At 30.0% G+C, this 16,042-nt stretch carries 15 protein-coding genes; all 15 read left to right on the forward strand.

The window, feature by feature from the left end:
- Window positions 1-21: 21 nt before the first annotated feature.
- On the forward strand, window positions 22-408 hold the full coding sequence (locus tag C661_RS0112740) for an Asp23/Gls24 family envelope stress response protein (RefSeq protein ID WP_017415712.1): 387 nt from the start codon (window positions 22-24) through the stop codon (window positions 406-408).
- A gap of 291 nt (window positions 409-699) precedes the next feature.
- Window positions 700-1,101, forward strand: a complete 402-nt coding sequence (nusB, locus tag C661_RS0112745; RefSeq protein WP_017415713.1) for a transcription antitermination factor NusB — start codon at window positions 700-702, stop codon at window positions 1,099-1,101.
- A 12-nt stretch (window positions 1,102-1,113) separates the two neighbouring features.
- Entirely contained in the window at window positions 1,114-1,989 is an 876-nt protein-coding gene (locus C661_RS0112750; protein WP_017415714.1) for a bifunctional 5,10-methylenetetrahydrofolate dehydrogenase/5,10-methenyltetrahydrofolate cyclohydrolase, read from the forward strand.
- Window positions 1,952-3,163 carry an exodeoxyribonuclease VII large subunit gene (gene xseA, locus C661_RS0112755; protein ID WP_026051050.1) on the forward strand — a complete coding sequence of 404 codons (1,212 nt, stop codon included), beginning with the start codon at window positions 1,952-1,954 and terminating at the stop codon, window positions 3,161-3,163. The genes C661_RS0112750 and xseA overlap by 38 nt, the downstream gene beginning before the upstream one ends.
- Complete coding sequence (locus tag C661_RS0112760) at window positions 3,156-3,371, forward strand: exodeoxyribonuclease VII small subunit (RefSeq protein ID WP_017415716.1); 216 nt, start codon at window positions 3,156-3,158, stop codon at window positions 3,369-3,371. The genes xseA and C661_RS0112760 overlap by 8 nt, the downstream gene beginning before the upstream one ends.
- A gap of 22 nt (window positions 3,372-3,393) precedes the next feature.
- Complete coding sequence (locus C661_RS0112765; RefSeq protein WP_017415717.1) at window positions 3,394-4,260, forward strand: polyprenyl synthetase family protein; 867 nt, start codon at window positions 3,394-3,396, stop codon at window positions 4,258-4,260.
- A gap of 81 nt (window positions 4,261-4,341) precedes the next feature.
- A complete protein-coding gene (gene dxs, locus C661_RS0112770; protein ID WP_017415718.1) occupies window positions 4,342-6,207 on the forward strand; it encodes a 1-deoxy-D-xylulose-5-phosphate synthase in 1,866 nt (621 codons plus the stop codon).
- 14 nt (window positions 6,208-6,221) lie between these two features.
- Entirely contained in the window at window positions 6,222-7,046 is an 825-nt protein-coding gene (locus C661_RS0112775; protein ID WP_017415719.1) for a TlyA family RNA methyltransferase, read from the forward strand.
- Entirely contained in the window at window positions 7,043-7,897 is an 855-nt protein-coding gene (locus tag C661_RS0112780) for an NAD(+)/NADH kinase (protein WP_017415720.1), read from the forward strand. Before C661_RS0112775 ends, C661_RS0112780 begins: the two co-directional genes overlap by 4 nt.
- A complete protein-coding gene (locus C661_RS0112785; RefSeq protein ID WP_017415721.1) occupies window positions 7,894-8,346 on the forward strand; it encodes an arginine repressor in 453 nt (150 codons plus the stop codon). Before C661_RS0112780 ends, C661_RS0112785 begins: the two co-directional genes overlap by 4 nt.
- Before the next feature lie 11 nt (window positions 8,347-8,357).
- Complete coding sequence (gene recN, locus C661_RS0112790) at window positions 8,358-10,055, forward strand: DNA repair protein RecN (protein ID WP_017415722.1); 1,698 nt, start codon at window positions 8,358-8,360, stop codon at window positions 10,053-10,055.
- Between the two features lie 373 nt (window positions 10,056-10,428).
- Window positions 10,429-11,607, forward strand: coding sequence for a SpoIVB peptidase (gene spoIVB / locus C661_RS0112795; RefSeq protein WP_017415723.1), 1,179 nt, complete (start codon window positions 10,429-10,431; stop codon window positions 11,605-11,607).
- A 205-nt stretch (window positions 11,608-11,812) separates the two neighbouring features.
- Window positions 11,813-12,628, forward strand: a complete 816-nt coding sequence (spo0A, locus tag C661_RS0112800; protein WP_017415724.1) for a sporulation transcription factor Spo0A — start codon at window positions 11,813-11,815, stop codon at window positions 12,626-12,628.
- 584 nt (window positions 12,629-13,212) lie between these two features.
- Entirely contained in the window at window positions 13,213-13,854 is a 642-nt protein-coding gene (spoIIM, locus tag C661_RS0112805) for a stage II sporulation protein M (protein WP_017415725.1), read from the forward strand.
- A 986-nt stretch (window positions 13,855-14,840) separates the two neighbouring features.
- Complete coding sequence (locus C661_RS0112815) at window positions 14,841-16,013, forward strand: phosphopentomutase (RefSeq protein WP_017415727.1); 1,173 nt, start codon at window positions 14,841-14,843, stop codon at window positions 16,011-16,013.
- Window positions 16,014-16,042 lie beyond the last annotated feature (29 nt).

The following is a 16,042-nucleotide window of genomic DNA, read 5'->3' on the forward strand; positions in this document are numbered from 1 at the left end:
TTAAAATAAGGGGGTACTGATATGGAAGAAAATATTTATAATGAACAAGAAGTTGGAATTGTAAAAATTTCAGATGAAGTAGTAAGTGTAATAGCAGGATTAGCAGCAGCTGAAGTAGAAGGTATTGCGGGCATGAGTGCTAGCATAGTTGGTGAAATTAGTCAAATCTTTACTGGTAAGAAAAATGTATCTAAAGGCGTTAAAGTAAGTGTAGAAAATAACAACGCAATTATTGATTTATATACAGTAGTTGAGTATGGAGTTAAAATACCTGAGCTTGCGCAAAAGGTTCAAACCAATGTAAAGAAGACAGTGGAAACTATGACTGGTTTGACTGTATCAGGTGTTAACATTTATATTCAAAATGTTATACTCCCAAAATCAGATAAAGAAGAGGCAATAGATTAATAAATAAACACCCTCTGAGTTCAGAGGGTGTTTCCATGTTTTCATTTTTATTTTCTTCGTAGCTAAAAATCTGTAAAAGTATATGTAAGTCTGTAATTTAAATGAAAATATGGTTAAGATATTATATAGATTACTTTTTAGGTAAAAATACAAAAGCATATACTTATAAGTTAAAATTATAATACAATATAGTTATCTACAGAGAAAAGAAAATTTTAAGTTTAATTTTATATAAACAACATTTATAATGTTAATACACAGTTTAGATATCATAATATACGGAGGTACAACATGAATAGAAGAAAATCAAGAGAAATAGCAATGCAATTATTATTTGAAATGTCAATCAATAAGGAAGATTATAGTTTTATTATACAAAATTTTAAAGAAAATTCTGATTTAGAGTTACAAGATATAGATTTTCAGTACATAGAGAGAATTCTAAGAGGATTCCAAGTTAATGGAAAAGAAATAGATTCTACCATAGAAAAATATTTGGTTAAGTGGAAGCTAGAAAGATTGCCTAAAATGAACTTAGCAATTTTAAGAATGGCAACCTGTGAGTTATTATTTGAAGAAGATATTCCAGAGAGGGTATCAGTAAATGAAGCTATAGAACTTGCTAAGACCTATGGTGATGACAATGCTCCATCCTTCATTAACGCAGTTTTAAACAATCTTGTTAAGAAATAGTTAGGTGTAAGTATGGGAATAAAATTAAGTGGTACAGATATCGCAAAAAGATTTAGAGCAGAAATAAAAGAAACAATAAGTAGAGAAAAGAATACAGGTAAGAGAGCTCCTTTTTTAGCATCTATAATCATTGGAGAAGATGGAGGCTCTTTATCCTATATCAAAAATCAAATTAAGGTTAGTGAAGAACTGGGAATTAACTACGAAGTTTTAAGATTTCCAAAGAATGTGGACGAAAGTGAAATAATAAAGGAAATTATAGAGCTTAATAATAGTGATAAAGTGGACGGAATAATACTACAACTTCCTTTACCAAGAACACTAGATGAAGGCAAGATAACTGAGAGTATATCCTACAAAAAAGATGTGGATAGTTTAACAAATGTGAATATTGGTAAGTTTTACAAAGGAGAAGAGAGCTTCATACCTTGTACAGCAAGAAGTGTACTTCAACTAATAAAAAGCAGTTGTGATGAATTAAAGGGAAAAAAAGCAGTGGTTATAGGTAGAAGCAACATTGTTGGAAAACCAACTTCATACTTATTATTAAATGAACATTGTACAGTAACTATATGTCATTCTAATACTAAAGACTTAAAAACTATTTGTAAAAGTGCAGACATATTAGTAACTGCTTTAGGAATTCCTAACTTTATAACTAGGGAGTATGTAAAAGATGAAGCTATTGTTATTGATGTTGGGACTACATTAGTAGAGGGTAAAATAAGAGGAGATGTAGACTTTGACAATGTAATTGAAATAGCAACTTGCGTAAGTCCTGTTCCAGGTGGAGTAGGAGCAATGACAACAACTATGTTAATGAAAAATACCTGCGAGGCGTGGTTAAAAAATGTATGCAAAGATACTTACAGTTACAGCAGTAAATAATTATATAAAAAAAATAATAGATAGTGACTTCATACTTAATAACTCAAATGTAAAAGGTGAGTTATCAAATGTAAAAATACATAGTAGTGGACACATTTATTTTTCACTAAAAGATGGATTTAGTAAAATTAATTGTGTCATGTTTAAAAGCAATGCAGTTAACTTAAATTTCCTTCCTAAGGAAGGAATGAAGGTTATAGTTTCTGGTAAAGTGTCTGTGTATGAAAAGGAAGGAAGTTATCAGTTGTATTGCAATTCAATGCAACTAGAAGGTGAAGGGGAACTATTTATTGCCTTTCAGAAGCTAAAAGCAGCCCTTGAAGAGGAAGGGTTGTTTGACTTTTCAAGAAAAAAGACCTTGCCTGTATTTCCGAGAAGAATTGGCATAATTACCTCACCTACAGGTGCAGCGGTAAAAGATATCATTAATGTATCAAAAAGAAGAAATAAAAACTGTAATCTTTTGATATACCCTTCTCTAGTTCAAGGTATTGGAGCTATTGATGAAATAGTGAAGGGCATAGAGACTTTAAATGCAATGGCAGATATTGATGTGATTATTTTAGCAAGAGGAGGAGGCTCTATTGAAGAATTATGGGCCTTCAATGAAGAAAAGGTGGCTAGGGCCATAGCGAAATCTAAAAAGCCAATAGTTACTGGTATTGGACATGATACTGATTTTACTATTGCAGATTTTGTAAGTGATAAAAGAGGTGCAACACCATCTCAAGCAGCAGAAATAGTTGTAAGTAATTATGAAGAGATAGCTTATAAGCTAAACAGCTATAAGCACAGAGTAGCATCTTCAATGGATAAAACTATACAAAGAGAATATACAAATTTAAATATAAATCTAAGGACTTTAAAGCTACATAGTCCTTATAATTATATTGTAAATCAGTATGATAAACTAGAAAACCTTAAAAATAAATTAAGTTTTAATATGAAAATCTTAGTTAATAATAAAAATAATAAGTTAAGTAGTATTGAGAATACTTTAAATTTACACAACCCCTTGGCTATACTAAATAAGGGGTATAGTATAATTCAAGATGGAGATAAAAAAACTATTTCATCTTTAGAAACACTAAAACAAGAAGCTAAGGTTAGAGTTAGATTAAAGGATGGTAATGCCTTGTTTAATATTCAGTATTTGGAGGAACAAGATGGCTAAGAAAAAGGAAAGTTATGAAGAAAAGATGCAAAGGTTAGAAGGAATAGTAACTCAAATGGAGAGTAGCGAATTGACCTTGGATGAATCTATTACAAATTATGAAGAAGGCATTAAGCTATACAGAGAACTATATAAACTGCTAGAAGAAGCAGAAGGGAAAATAAAACTTCTTAGCGATAAGGGAGAAGTTGACTTTATTGAAGAATAAATTATTATAAAGAGGGAAAAAGATGAATTTTGATGTTTATAAACGAGAAATAGAAAATTGGATGGAAAGTTATTTTGCTAGTAAGCCTAAAAACCATCAAACATATTTTGAGCCAATGAACTATAGTTTAAGCATCGGTGGAAAAAGGATCAGACCAATGCTTATGGTACTTACCTATAATATGTATAATAAAAGCATCGAAGGAGTGCTTCCTTTTGCTGCTGCAATGGAGATGATACATACTTATTCTCTTGTACATGATGACCTACCTTGTATGGATGATGATGAGTTAAGAAGAGGAAAACCAACAAACCATAAGGTATTTGGAGAAGCTATTGCTACTTTGGCTGGTGATGGTCTTTTAAACGAAGCTATGATAATTATGTTTCACCAATGCATGGATGGAGATTTAAAGAAAATAAAAGCAGGAAACATTATCTCAAAAGCAGCTGGTGCAGAAGGTATGATCAAAGGTCAAATTATAGATATAAATAGTGAAGGAAAAGAAATTAGTGAAGCTACACTATTAGAAATGCACAGAAATAAAACAGGTGCTCTTATTAAAGCTTCTATTTTAGCAGGAGCTGCTCTAGGGGATGCCTCTGAGGACCATCTTAAAATTCTAGGTGAGTTTGGAGAAAAGTTAGGTTTAGCCTTTCAAGTTAAAGATGATATATTAGATGTAGAAGGAAATTTGGAAACTCTAGGAAAAACTCAAAGTGATTTAAATAATCATAAGACTAATTTTATCACTATGTATGGATTAGATAAATGCAAAGAAATATGCAAAAGTCTAACTGAAGAATGTTATGAATTGCTAAGCAGAATAGAAAAAAATACAGAAGAATTAAAATCCATAACAAAGTTTTTATTAGAGAGACAATATTAGTTATAGTGTGAATATTTTTTAAGTACAAGGTTTATTCATGTTGTGCTATAATTTGTTCTAAAGGCGGTGACCATAAATATAATGGGAAAATATTTAGAAAGTTATAATGATTTCAATGAAATTAAAAATATGAATATAAATGAACTTAACTTGTTTGCGGAAGAAATCAGAGAGTTCTTGATAGAAAAGGTTTCTAAAACAGGTGGACACTTAGCATCAAACCTAGGTGTGGTAGAATTGACTTTAAGCTTATATAATGTGTTTAATTTTAATAAAGATAAACTTATTTGGGACGTAGGTCATCAATCCTATGTGCATAAGATACTTACCGGAAGAAAGGACCAATTCGAAACTTTAAGGACTTTTGGAGGTTTGAGTGGGTTTCCTAAGAAAGAGGAAAGTAAGTATGATATGTTTGACACAGGACACAGCAGCACCTCCATTTCTGCAGCGGTAGGAATGGCTAGAGCAAGAGATCTTCATGGTGATAAGTATGATGTTGTTGCTGTGATTGGTGATGGAGCTTTGACAGGTGGAATGGCTCTTGAGGCATTGAATGATGTAGGATATAATAAATCAAAAATGACTATTATTCTTAACGATAATCAAATGTCTATATCCAAAAATGTGGGAGGACTTTCTACATATTTAAGTGAATTAAGAATGGGAACCATATATAATAGATTTAAGAATGACTTTAATTCAACCATAGAAAAAATACCAGGTGTAGGAAAAGGAGTGGTAAACTCCATTAATAAAATTAAAGATTCCTTAAAGCAGTTAGTAGTACCAGGTATGCTTTTTGAAGATATGGGAATAAAGTACTATGGACCTATTGATGGTCATAACATTAAAGAACTAAGCAAAGCTTTTAAGAATGCTCAAAAAGTTCAGGGTCCTGTGTTAATCCATGTTATTACAACAAAAGGAAAGGGCTACAAGTATGCTGAAAAGTTTCCACATAAGTTTCATGGAGTTGGACCCTTTGATTGTGATAGTGGAGAATTTAGTTCATCAGGGAACAAGTCTTATTCTTCAGTTTTCGGAACTTCCTTGATTCAAGCTGCAGAAGCTAATAAGAATGTTGTTGCCATAACTGCAGCTATGCCAGAAGGAACAGGCTTAGATGGTTTTGCTAAGAAGTACCCAAAAAGATTTTTTGATGTAGGAATTGCAGAACAACATGCAGTAACTATGGCAGCTGGTATGGCAGCTCAAGGGTTAAGACCTGTATTTGCAGTGTACTCTACATTTTTACAAAGAGCCTACGACCAAATCTTGCATGATGTGGCCATACAAAAGCTACCAGTTATTTTTGCAATTGATAGAGCAGGAATTGTAGGGCAAGATGGTGAAACTCATCAAGGAATTTTTGATTTGTCTTATCTAAGTCATATGCCTAATATGACTATAATGAGTCCTAAGTGTACTGAAGAAATGAAAACTATGATCAATTTTGCATTAACTCAAAATTATCCAATTGCCATAAGATATCCTAGAGGTGGAGATGGCTGCAATATTCACTTATCTCCTATGACTACTTTTAAAAAGGGAAAGTGGGAAGTTGTCAGTGAAAAGAAAGGTAAAGTTGCAATAATCGCTACTGGAAAAATGGTGCAAAATGCTGTGATTGTTAAGGAAAAGCTTCTAAAAGTAGGCATTGAGTGCACTGTAGTAAATGCTTGTTTTATTAAGCCTATTGATAAAAACTTAATTCAGCAGTTCATTGATGAAGGATTTTCATTTGTAACTATTGAAGATAATGTAGTTACTGGAGGACTTGGAAGCTTAGTTTTACAATTTATTTCTACTAAAAGCTCAAAAACTAAGGTTTTGAATCTTGGATTTAAGGATGAGTTTGTTCCTCATGGCAATGTAGACATATTATATAAAATTTATAATCTAGATGTAGATGGCATATATAGTAGCATTTTAAATATGTTATAGACTAAGGAGAAGCTATGATTGAGGAAAAAATAAGACTTGATGTGCTTGTTTTAGATAAAAAACTAGTACCATCAAGGGAAAAGGCTCGAGAATATATATTAAGTGGGAAAATTTATGTAGATGATAAACTAGAGAAAAAATGTGGTAGAAAAGTAAACTTAGATTCTAGTATAGAAATAAGAGGGGAAATTTTACCCTATGTAAGTAGGGGTGGACTTAAGCTTGAAAAAGCTATAAAAAAGTTTAATATAGACCTTGAAAATAAGGTTTGTTTAGATATTGGTGCATCCACTGGAGGGTTCACTGATTGTATGCTTAAGTTTGGAGCTAAAAAAGTTTATGCTATAGATGTGGGTAGTGAACAATTAGTTCATGAATTAAAAGAAGATTCTAGAGTAGTTTCAATGGAAAAAACTAACATAAGAAATGTAACTAAAGATCAAATTGGGGAGTTATGTAATTTTGCATCTATAGATGTTTCATTTATTTCTTTGGATAAAGTAATTCCAAGTGTATTAAATTTAACTAGCCAAGAAGGTTCTATTATGGCATTGGTTAAACCTCAATTTGAGGCAGGAATTGGAAAAGTCAATAAAAAAGGCGTAGTTAAGGATAAAAATGTACATATGGATGTATTATATAAGGTGATTACCTTTCTGAAGGAAAACAGCTTAAAAATAATAGGGTTAGACTATTCTGGTATAAAAGGTCCAAATGGAAACATTGAGTATCTAATATATTTTACAAAGGATAATAGCTATATAGGAGAATTCAATACCAATAGTATTTCTGATGTAGTATTTAAGTCTCATGAAATACTAAATTCGGAGGATATATGAGAAAAATAGGTATAAATATAAATTCTAATAAAGATGAAGATGGGGAAATATTAAAGTATGTATGTAGTGTAGTTAAGGAAAATTTTCCCGAAAGTGAATTATTTATATATAGGGATTCTATACAGCTCCATGAAGAGTTTAGTAAGGGGTTAGATGTAGTCATAGCTCTTGGTGGAGATGGTACCATATTACGAGTAGCTAGAGCATTAGAAAAATATGAAGTACCAATACTAGGGGTTAATATTGGGCATCTAGGGTTTTTAGCTAGTGTGGAAATGTCTGAATTTGAAGATGCTATAAAAAATCTGAAAGCTGAAAAGTTCCATTTGGAAAATAGGATGATGATAAAATGCACTTTGCCTAAAAGAGATGATGAAAAGTATTATATTGCTTTAAATGATATTGTAATAAGTAGAGGAACTTTATCTAGAGTTGTGAATTATGACATTTATATTGATGGTAGTTTTTATGCTAAATACAAAGCTGATGGATTAATTATATCTACACCTACAGGTTCAACTGCATATTCCCTTTCAGCAGGAGGCCCTGTTATTTATCCAACTTTAGATGTAATAACTCTTACGCCTGTATGTCCAATTTCCTTTGGAATTAAAACTATAATTCTAGATTCTCATAATAAGATAAGTATTAAAATTAAAGCAAATCATGAAAGTGTTTATTTAACCTCTGATGGACAAAAACTTCTACAGCTTAATAATGACGAGGAAGTTTTTGTTGAAGTGCTTTCAAGAAAGTGTAAACTCATTAAGTTTGATAACTATGATTATTTTAATATATTAAGAAAAAAAATAATATTAAGATCTAGAGATTGTGAAGGAGACAATTTATGAAAGAACAACGTCATGAGAAGATTTTAGAAATAATAAAAAGCATAGAAATTGAGACCCAGGAAGAGTTGGCAGAAGAACTTAAAAGTAGAGGTATTAATGTAACTCAAGCTACAGTATCTAGAGATATAAAGGAACTAAACCTAATTAAAATACTTTCACATAATGGAAAATATAAGTATGCTCAAGTAGCTCAAAATAGAAATGCTAACATTAGCGCATTAGCTACAATTTTTTCTAATACAGCCATTTCAGTTGAAAGAGTGGATAAGATTTTAATAGTAAAAACTATTTCCGCTTCGGCATCACTAGCAGCGGAGGCAATTGATTCATTTAACCTAGAAGGAATTGCAGGCACACTAGCGGGGGATAATACAATTTTTATTGCTGTTAGAACTGACGAGAAGGCAGAGGAATTGCTTCAAGAAATAAAGAAAATGATTAATGAATAGGATGGTAATTAATGCTATTACAATTAAATATTAAAAATTTTGCACTTATTGAAAGCTTATCAATAGATTTTCAAAAAGGGTTTAATGTTCTTTCAGGGGAAACAGGAGCAGGTAAATCTATACTTATAGATGCTATAAACTTTGTTTTAGGGGGAAAATTCAATAAAAGCCTTATTAGAACTGGTGAAGATAAAACTGTTGTAGAAGCTGTCTTTTCAATAGAGAATATAAAAACAAAACTTGTGTTAGATGATCTAGATATTCCCTATGAGGATTTAGTAATTCTAAGTAGAGAAAGCTTTCAGTCAGGAAAAACAGTGGCAAAGGTCAATGGTAAGACAATGCTTTTAGCTAAAATTAAGGCTATTAGTGAAACTTTGCTAGATATTCACGGACAACATGAAAATCAAAATCTTTTAGACAATAATAATCATATCAAATATATAGACTCCTTTGGTGAGAATAAGCTAAAGAAAGTCTTAGAAGAATACAAAAAAAATTATGAAAAATTATCTGAAATAGAAAGCAAAATAAATGAACTTCAAGGAAGCGAAGGAGAAAAAGAAAAAAATATAGATTTTCTTAAATATCAAATTGAAGAGATAAATAACATTAATCCCAGGGTTGGAGAAGATGTAGAACTAGAAGAAAAGTTTTCCTTACTTTCTAATGCAGAAAGAATTGAAAAAAGTTTGAGTATTTCTTATAAAGTATTAAAAGATAGTGATGAAGGAACCACTTCTATTATTGACTCCTTAAACTATGTAATAAGAGAACTAAAGAGTATTCAAAAACATAAAGAAGATATTAAAAAGATTTCTGAGGCTCTAGAAAATACTTACTATTTAATAGAACAAAACATTGATGAAATCAGAATGTTGAAAGATAGTATTTATTATGATGAAGGGGAATTAGAATATATAAATTCAAGAATATATCAACTTTCTCTTTGTAAGAAGAAATATGGAAGTACAATTGAGGATGTTTTAAATTATAAAGATAAAATACAAAGCAAATATGATGAACTAATTAATAGTACTGCTATAGTTGAAAAGCTACAAAAGGAAAAGAAGGAGCTTATGTCCACCATGAAGGCTATAGCTTCGGATATACACAATATAAGATGTGACATTAGTGAAGAGTTAGAAAGCCTTGTAAAGAAAGAATTAGATTATGTAGGACTTGATAAAAGTACTTTTAAAATAAATGTAATAGAAACAGATAACCTAATGTCTAATGGAAGTGATAAAGTACACTTTACTATATCAACTAATCCAGGACAACCTTTAGAACCATTAGAAGAAATTGTTTCTGGTGGAGAGCTTTCAAGAATAATGTTAGCTCTAAAAACTGTATTTGTAGATAAGGATGAAATTCCTTCAGTTATATTCGATGAGATTGACACAGGAATAAGCGGAAGAATTGCTCAAAGAGTTGCTGAAAAAATGTTTTTAATATCAAAAAAACATCAGGTGTTTTGTGTGACACATTTACCACAAATTGCTACTATGGCAGATACAAACTACTTAATTGAAAAGCAATGGACTTCTGACACAACCTTTACTAAAGTAAAAAGGTTAGGTAAAGAAGAAGTTGAGTTTGAAATAGCTAGAATGATTGGTGGAAGTGAAGTTACAAGATTAACCATTGAGAATGCTAAAGAAATGCTTGATTTAGCTTTTCTTTCAAAAGGGAAAATTAAAGAATAATATTATGAATAACATACATAAAAAATTCAAATAATGTTAAAATATAACTATGAGTTGATAGCTTTTATCGATTCATAGTTTTTTTTATTAGATAGAATGAAATAAAGAAACTACACTAATAATAAATTTACTTTTGCATTCTCTTTCATATATGTTGTTTTCAATTTATTAAGTAATTTAGGAATACTATTGCAACTTACATATGTCACATTAATTCATTAAAGTATTATACTATACTATAAAATTAAATTATTAATTCTAAATAATTCTAGATAGGAACTTTTTTGGCTATTATTGAAATATAATGACAACATAAATTTTTAAAAAATGGGGCAATTTAAAGTTAGTATAGAAAACTTATGGGAGGTATAGCATGATGAAAAAAGGTAAAAATATTTTGTGCTGGATATTAATACCGCTGATGTTATTCATCTTTGGTAATTTTAATTTTATAAAGCTTACTTCTATAAACATGGGGGTTCAGAAGTTTGGGAAAGCAGTCACTGCACAATATAGTAAGGATAAAAACTTTTTAACGGCTTCTCAGAGTAGTTTTAACAACGAAAATAAGCCCTATGCTAAAGCTTCCGATATTATGCTCTATCCTGGAGGTCAGCCTGTAGGAATTAAATTAAGTACGAAAGGAGCACTTGTAATTGCCCTTTCTGATATTGAAACTGCAGAGAAAAAGATTCAAAGTCCCGCCGCTGTATCAGGAATTCAAATTGGCGATAGTGTCACAGAAATAAATGGAACAGCAATTAAAAGTTCAGAGGATATTTCTACTTTAGTAAACAGATCAAATGGAAAAGAAATTAATATAACAATTAATAGAAAGGGAGAAGCATTAAATGTAAAAGTGACTCCAGTTCTAAGCAAAAATGATGAAAAATTTAAAATTGGATTATGGGTTAGAGACTCTACTGCAGGAGTTGGAACATTAACTTTTTATGATCCTAAAACAAAAGGATTTGCTGCTTTAGGTCATCCAATAACTGATGTGGATACTGGAAATATAATGTCGGTTGAAAATGGAGAAGTAATTGCTTCTAATATAGTATCTGTTAGAAAAGGTGCAAAAGGGAATCCAGGCGAACTCAGGGGGATTTTCATTAATGAGCAACAATCCTTAGGAATCATTAACAATAACACTGAATGCGGTATTTTTGGTAAAGGTAATGATAGTTTAATTAATGAGAAGTTTAATAAACCTATGAAAGTAGCTCTAAAAAGTGAAGTTAAGGTAGGTAAGGCGCAAATTTTAACTACCGTTGAAGGAAATGAACCTAAACTTTATGATATAGTAATAGAAAAATTGCTTCCTCAGGAAGCAGCAGGTTCTAAAAGCATGATTATTAAAATTGTAGACCCAGAATGTATTGATAAGACTGGTGGAATTGTACAGGGAATGAGTGGGAGTCCAATAATACAAAATAACAAAATTGTTGGAGCTGTAACTCATGTTTTAATCAATAAACCTGATACTGGCTATGGAATTTATATGGACTGGATGTTAAAAGATGCAGAAATTTTAAAAAATGGCTATGAATAATTCAGAAAACATTGTAAAATAAAAGGTGTTGATTATATTTGAATAATCTAACATCTTTTATTGTTCTATTTTAATATTGATCTTCTAAAAAAAATATTTTTATATAAAAATAATTTTTTTACTATTTTTAGAAGGATTTATTATAGTTTTGTCGAATTTGTTTATATGAGAAAATGGTAATTTTTAGTAGAAGGGGAGTAATTGAATGGACCAAAATTGTATTAACGTACTAATAGACGATGATAATAAGGAGTTTTGCAATATTTTAAATGATTATCTTTTAAGTCAAAAAGATATCAATGTAGTAGCAATTGCTAAAGATGGTATTGAGGCTTTAAAATTAATTGGGGAAAAAAGACCGGATTTAATTGTTTTAGATATAATTATGCCACATTTAGATGGATTAGGGGTTTTAGAGAAATTAAATACAATGAATTTAAGCCCTATGCCAAGAATAATAGTATTATCTGCAGTAGGACAAGATAAAATAACACAAAGAGCTATAACTTTAGGTGCAGACTATTATGTAGTAAAACCTTTTGATATGGATGTGTTTACTAAGAGAATAAGACAAATGTTTAATAACACAATATCAAGTGATGAAGAAAAGAGATCTATAGTAGTTAATGATATGTCTGATATTAAAATCAGATCTAATAACGAGCCAATGAATTTAGAAGCAGAAATCACAAGTATTATACATGAAATTGGTGTTCCAGCACATATTAAAGGATATATGTACTTAAGGGAAGCAATAACTTTAGTTGTTAATGACATTGAACTTTTATCTGCGGTAACAAAAGAGTTATATCCAAGCATTGCAAAAAGATATAATACTACTGCAAGTAGAGTTGAGAGAGCTATAAGACATGCTATAGAAGTAGCATGGAGCCGTGGTCAAGTAGACACAATTAACAAGTTATTTGGGTATACTATACACAATGACAAAGGCAAGCCAACTAACTCAGAATTTATTGCTATGGTTGCTGATAAATTAAGATTGAAAAATAAAGTGAGCTAGTTTAGTAGAATCAATGGTTTGAGTGATATATAAGCTGTAAGGCTAAACCAACTGATGATATTTTAAACCAATAGATATAATTAAATTAAAATTGAATATAAGTAAAAATGTAGATGCCTTTTATTATTTAAAGTTATTAAAATAATAAAAGGCATTTTAGTTTAACTATATTTTGGAAGCTTCAAGTCTGCCAGGGTCTTTAAGAGGCCCTTAATAGCCTTGTAGCGCCTAGGCCTAGGTGAATTCTCTGGTGTAACAAAGGCAGTATGTTTACAAAGATATCTTTGCTCAGTAAAATATCATTCTAAAGACTCTGTGCAAAGTGAACTTGTTCATTATTTAACAGATGTTTTAAAGCACGAACCTCCTATCTTCCTAAGGTGAGATTCTTGTGTTAAAAATTAAACTTTATTTTAACAAAGGTGATTTTATTCTGATAAAGGAACCTTTGTTTAGTGAAATCTCTTTCCAAAGCCAAGCTATAAAAGGAACTTGTCCATTATTAAAAACTTATAGGTATATTTCCATTATTATTGTCATAGATATGAACTAATTCATAGATAAAAACTAAGGGGGAAATATTTATGACAATTAGAAACCTTATAGATAACTTTAATAAACATTTTAGAGAGAATTTTTGGATGTACTTATTGACTATTCTGTTTTTATGTACAGGGGTGATTTTAGGTATTTATAGTGTAAAATATATGAGTAATAACGATAAGAGTAGCTTAATTAATTATGTAACATCTCTGAGTAAATCAAGCACACTCGAAGGCATAAATAATAAGGCAATATTTTTTGAGGCAGTAAAAAGTAATCTTCCAATAATTATTGGATATTGGTTTTTAGGATTAACTATAGTTGGTATACCTGTTATATTAGTTTTAAGCATATTTAAAGGTTTCTCCATAGGTTTTACTATAAGTTTTTTTGTATATAGTTTAAAAGATAGAGGTCTTTTGTTAGCAGTGTTAGGGGTTGTACCACAAAATATTATATACATTCCATGCATAATTTTTGCATCAGTTCTATCCATTCAATTTTCTTTAAATATGTTAAAGGAAAAATTAAATAAAAATTATAAAGGATATAAAGGCAACAGCATTGCTAGCTATACTTTATCTTTTATATTTATTATGGCAATTATGACAGTTGGATTTTTATTGGAAGCTTTTGTAACACCATCACTAATAAGATTTGCATTAAAAGGCGTAGGCGTTTAATTATATGACAAGTGATGTAAAGAAGTTCTTGATTTCTTATTTTGAGTCTTTACTAATTTTAATAATTATGGGTATAATATTACCATACTTAGTAGATAGCTTCCTGGATTTTTTAACTCGTGATTCTAATATCTATCAAAATAGTATACTTGTTTCAAAAACTATTAACAAACAATTAGAAATATTGTATAATTATGTTTATACTTTTAAAGCATTAATAAGATAATTAATTTATATAGAATACCATAAACATATCTAATTCTATTTTACAATGTGTTTTATATAAATTTCTAAAATTATCTTGCAATGTAGAAATAATATTGCAACTTATATATAATGATAAATTAATTGAGCTTTGACTTTATAATTTATCGTTACAACGATTTGTTACTTAAATATAAGATGTCCGCTAAGTATAGATGTTCACTGTGAAAACTATGGTTATTCAAAAGATCACTTTCAACAATCACTAGCAATGCTAGTGAAAAAGTAATTGTATATTTTAAGAATTGAAGGTGGATATCTATAAATGATTGTATTAAGTCTTAGTTATGTAATAAGAGTTTAGATATAAAGACTTATTATAAAAGCTTTTAAAACTTATAAATATTTAGTTAACCTTAAAGAAGTGCCACTATTATCTCTATAAAATTAGTTCTATGATTAGAACGTTTTAATAGTTTAATAGATAGGCACATCATTTATTTATTAATATATATTTTTGTACATGCTATCAAGGGATTTATTAGAAATAGATAGAACAAAATAAAGATACTGCATAGATATATCTAATTATATTTTGCATTGTCTTTTATATAAGTTTCCTAAAATTATCTTACAATGTAAAAATAATGTTGGAACTTATATAAATAAAAAAGTCACCAAACTCTAAGAAAATCTATATAATATTTTTACTTGGTATGCAAAACTAAAATGAAGAGAATATTAATATTAAATAGTATTTAGTAAGAAGGAAGGAAGATAATATGAATAGAAAGGTTACTTTGATTGTTCTAGACAGTGTAGGCATTGGAGCCTTGCCAGATGCAAAGTCATATGGCGATGAGGGAAGCAATACCCTAGGAAATATTGCAAAGGCAGTAAAAGGTTTTTCTTTACCGAATTTAGAAGCTATGGGATTAGGAAATATAGATGGTATGGTTGGTTTTGATAAGAATAACAATCCATCAGGTTCCTATGGAAAATGTGCTGAGTTATCAAAAGGTAAGGATACTATTACTGGACATTGGGAAATTGCAGGGGTTATTTTAGAAACACCTTTAAATACCTATCCTGAGGGTTTCCCAAGAGAGATAATTGAAGAATTTGAGAGTAAAATTGGAAGAAAAACTCTAGGCAATGTAGTAGCATCAGGTACTGCTATTATTGAAGAACTTGGTGAAGAGCATATGAGAACTGGATACCCTATAATATATACTTCAGCAGATAGTGTATTTCAAATTGCGGCTCATGAAGAAATAATTCCAATTCCTGAGCTATACAAGATGTGTGAAATAGCTAGAGAAATGCTTGTAGGAGATAAAATGGTGGGTAGAGTAATTGCAAGACCATTTTTAGGTACAAATAAAGGAGACTTCACAAGAACTTCTAATAGACATGATTATGCTATAGAACCTTTTAATAAAACTATGATGGAATATATTAGTGAAGCTAACCAAAGTGTTATGGCGGTTGGAAAAATAAAGGATATTTTTACTGGTAAAGGGGTTACTGACTCTATAACCATTAAAAATAATATGGATGGTGTTGATAAGACACTAGAATTTATGAAAAATGATAAAAAGGGATTAGTATTTTCTAACTTAGTTGATTTCGATATGAAATTTGGACATAGAAACGATGTTGAAGGCTATGCAAATGCTCTAGTAGAATTTGATAACAGACTTCCAGAAATAATAGAGGCTTTAGGACAAGAGGATATACTCATAATAACAGCAGATCATGGTTGTGACCCAACAACTGAAAGTACAGACCACTCAAGAGAGTATATACCTGTTCTTGTATATGGAAAGAATATTAAACAAAATGTCAATATTGGAACTCGTCAGTGTTTCAGTGATATAGGAAAAACCATACTAGAATTACTAAATGTTGAAAATGAATTAGTAGGCAAAAGTTTTGCAGATGTGATAAAATAATAATTTACAAAGGATTTTAGGAGGATAAT

It is taken from the genome of Clostridium tunisiense TJ, assembly GCF_000300195.1.
Classification (GTDB): Bacteria; Bacillota; Clostridia; order Clostridiales; family Clostridiaceae; genus Clostridium_J; species Clostridium_J tunisiense.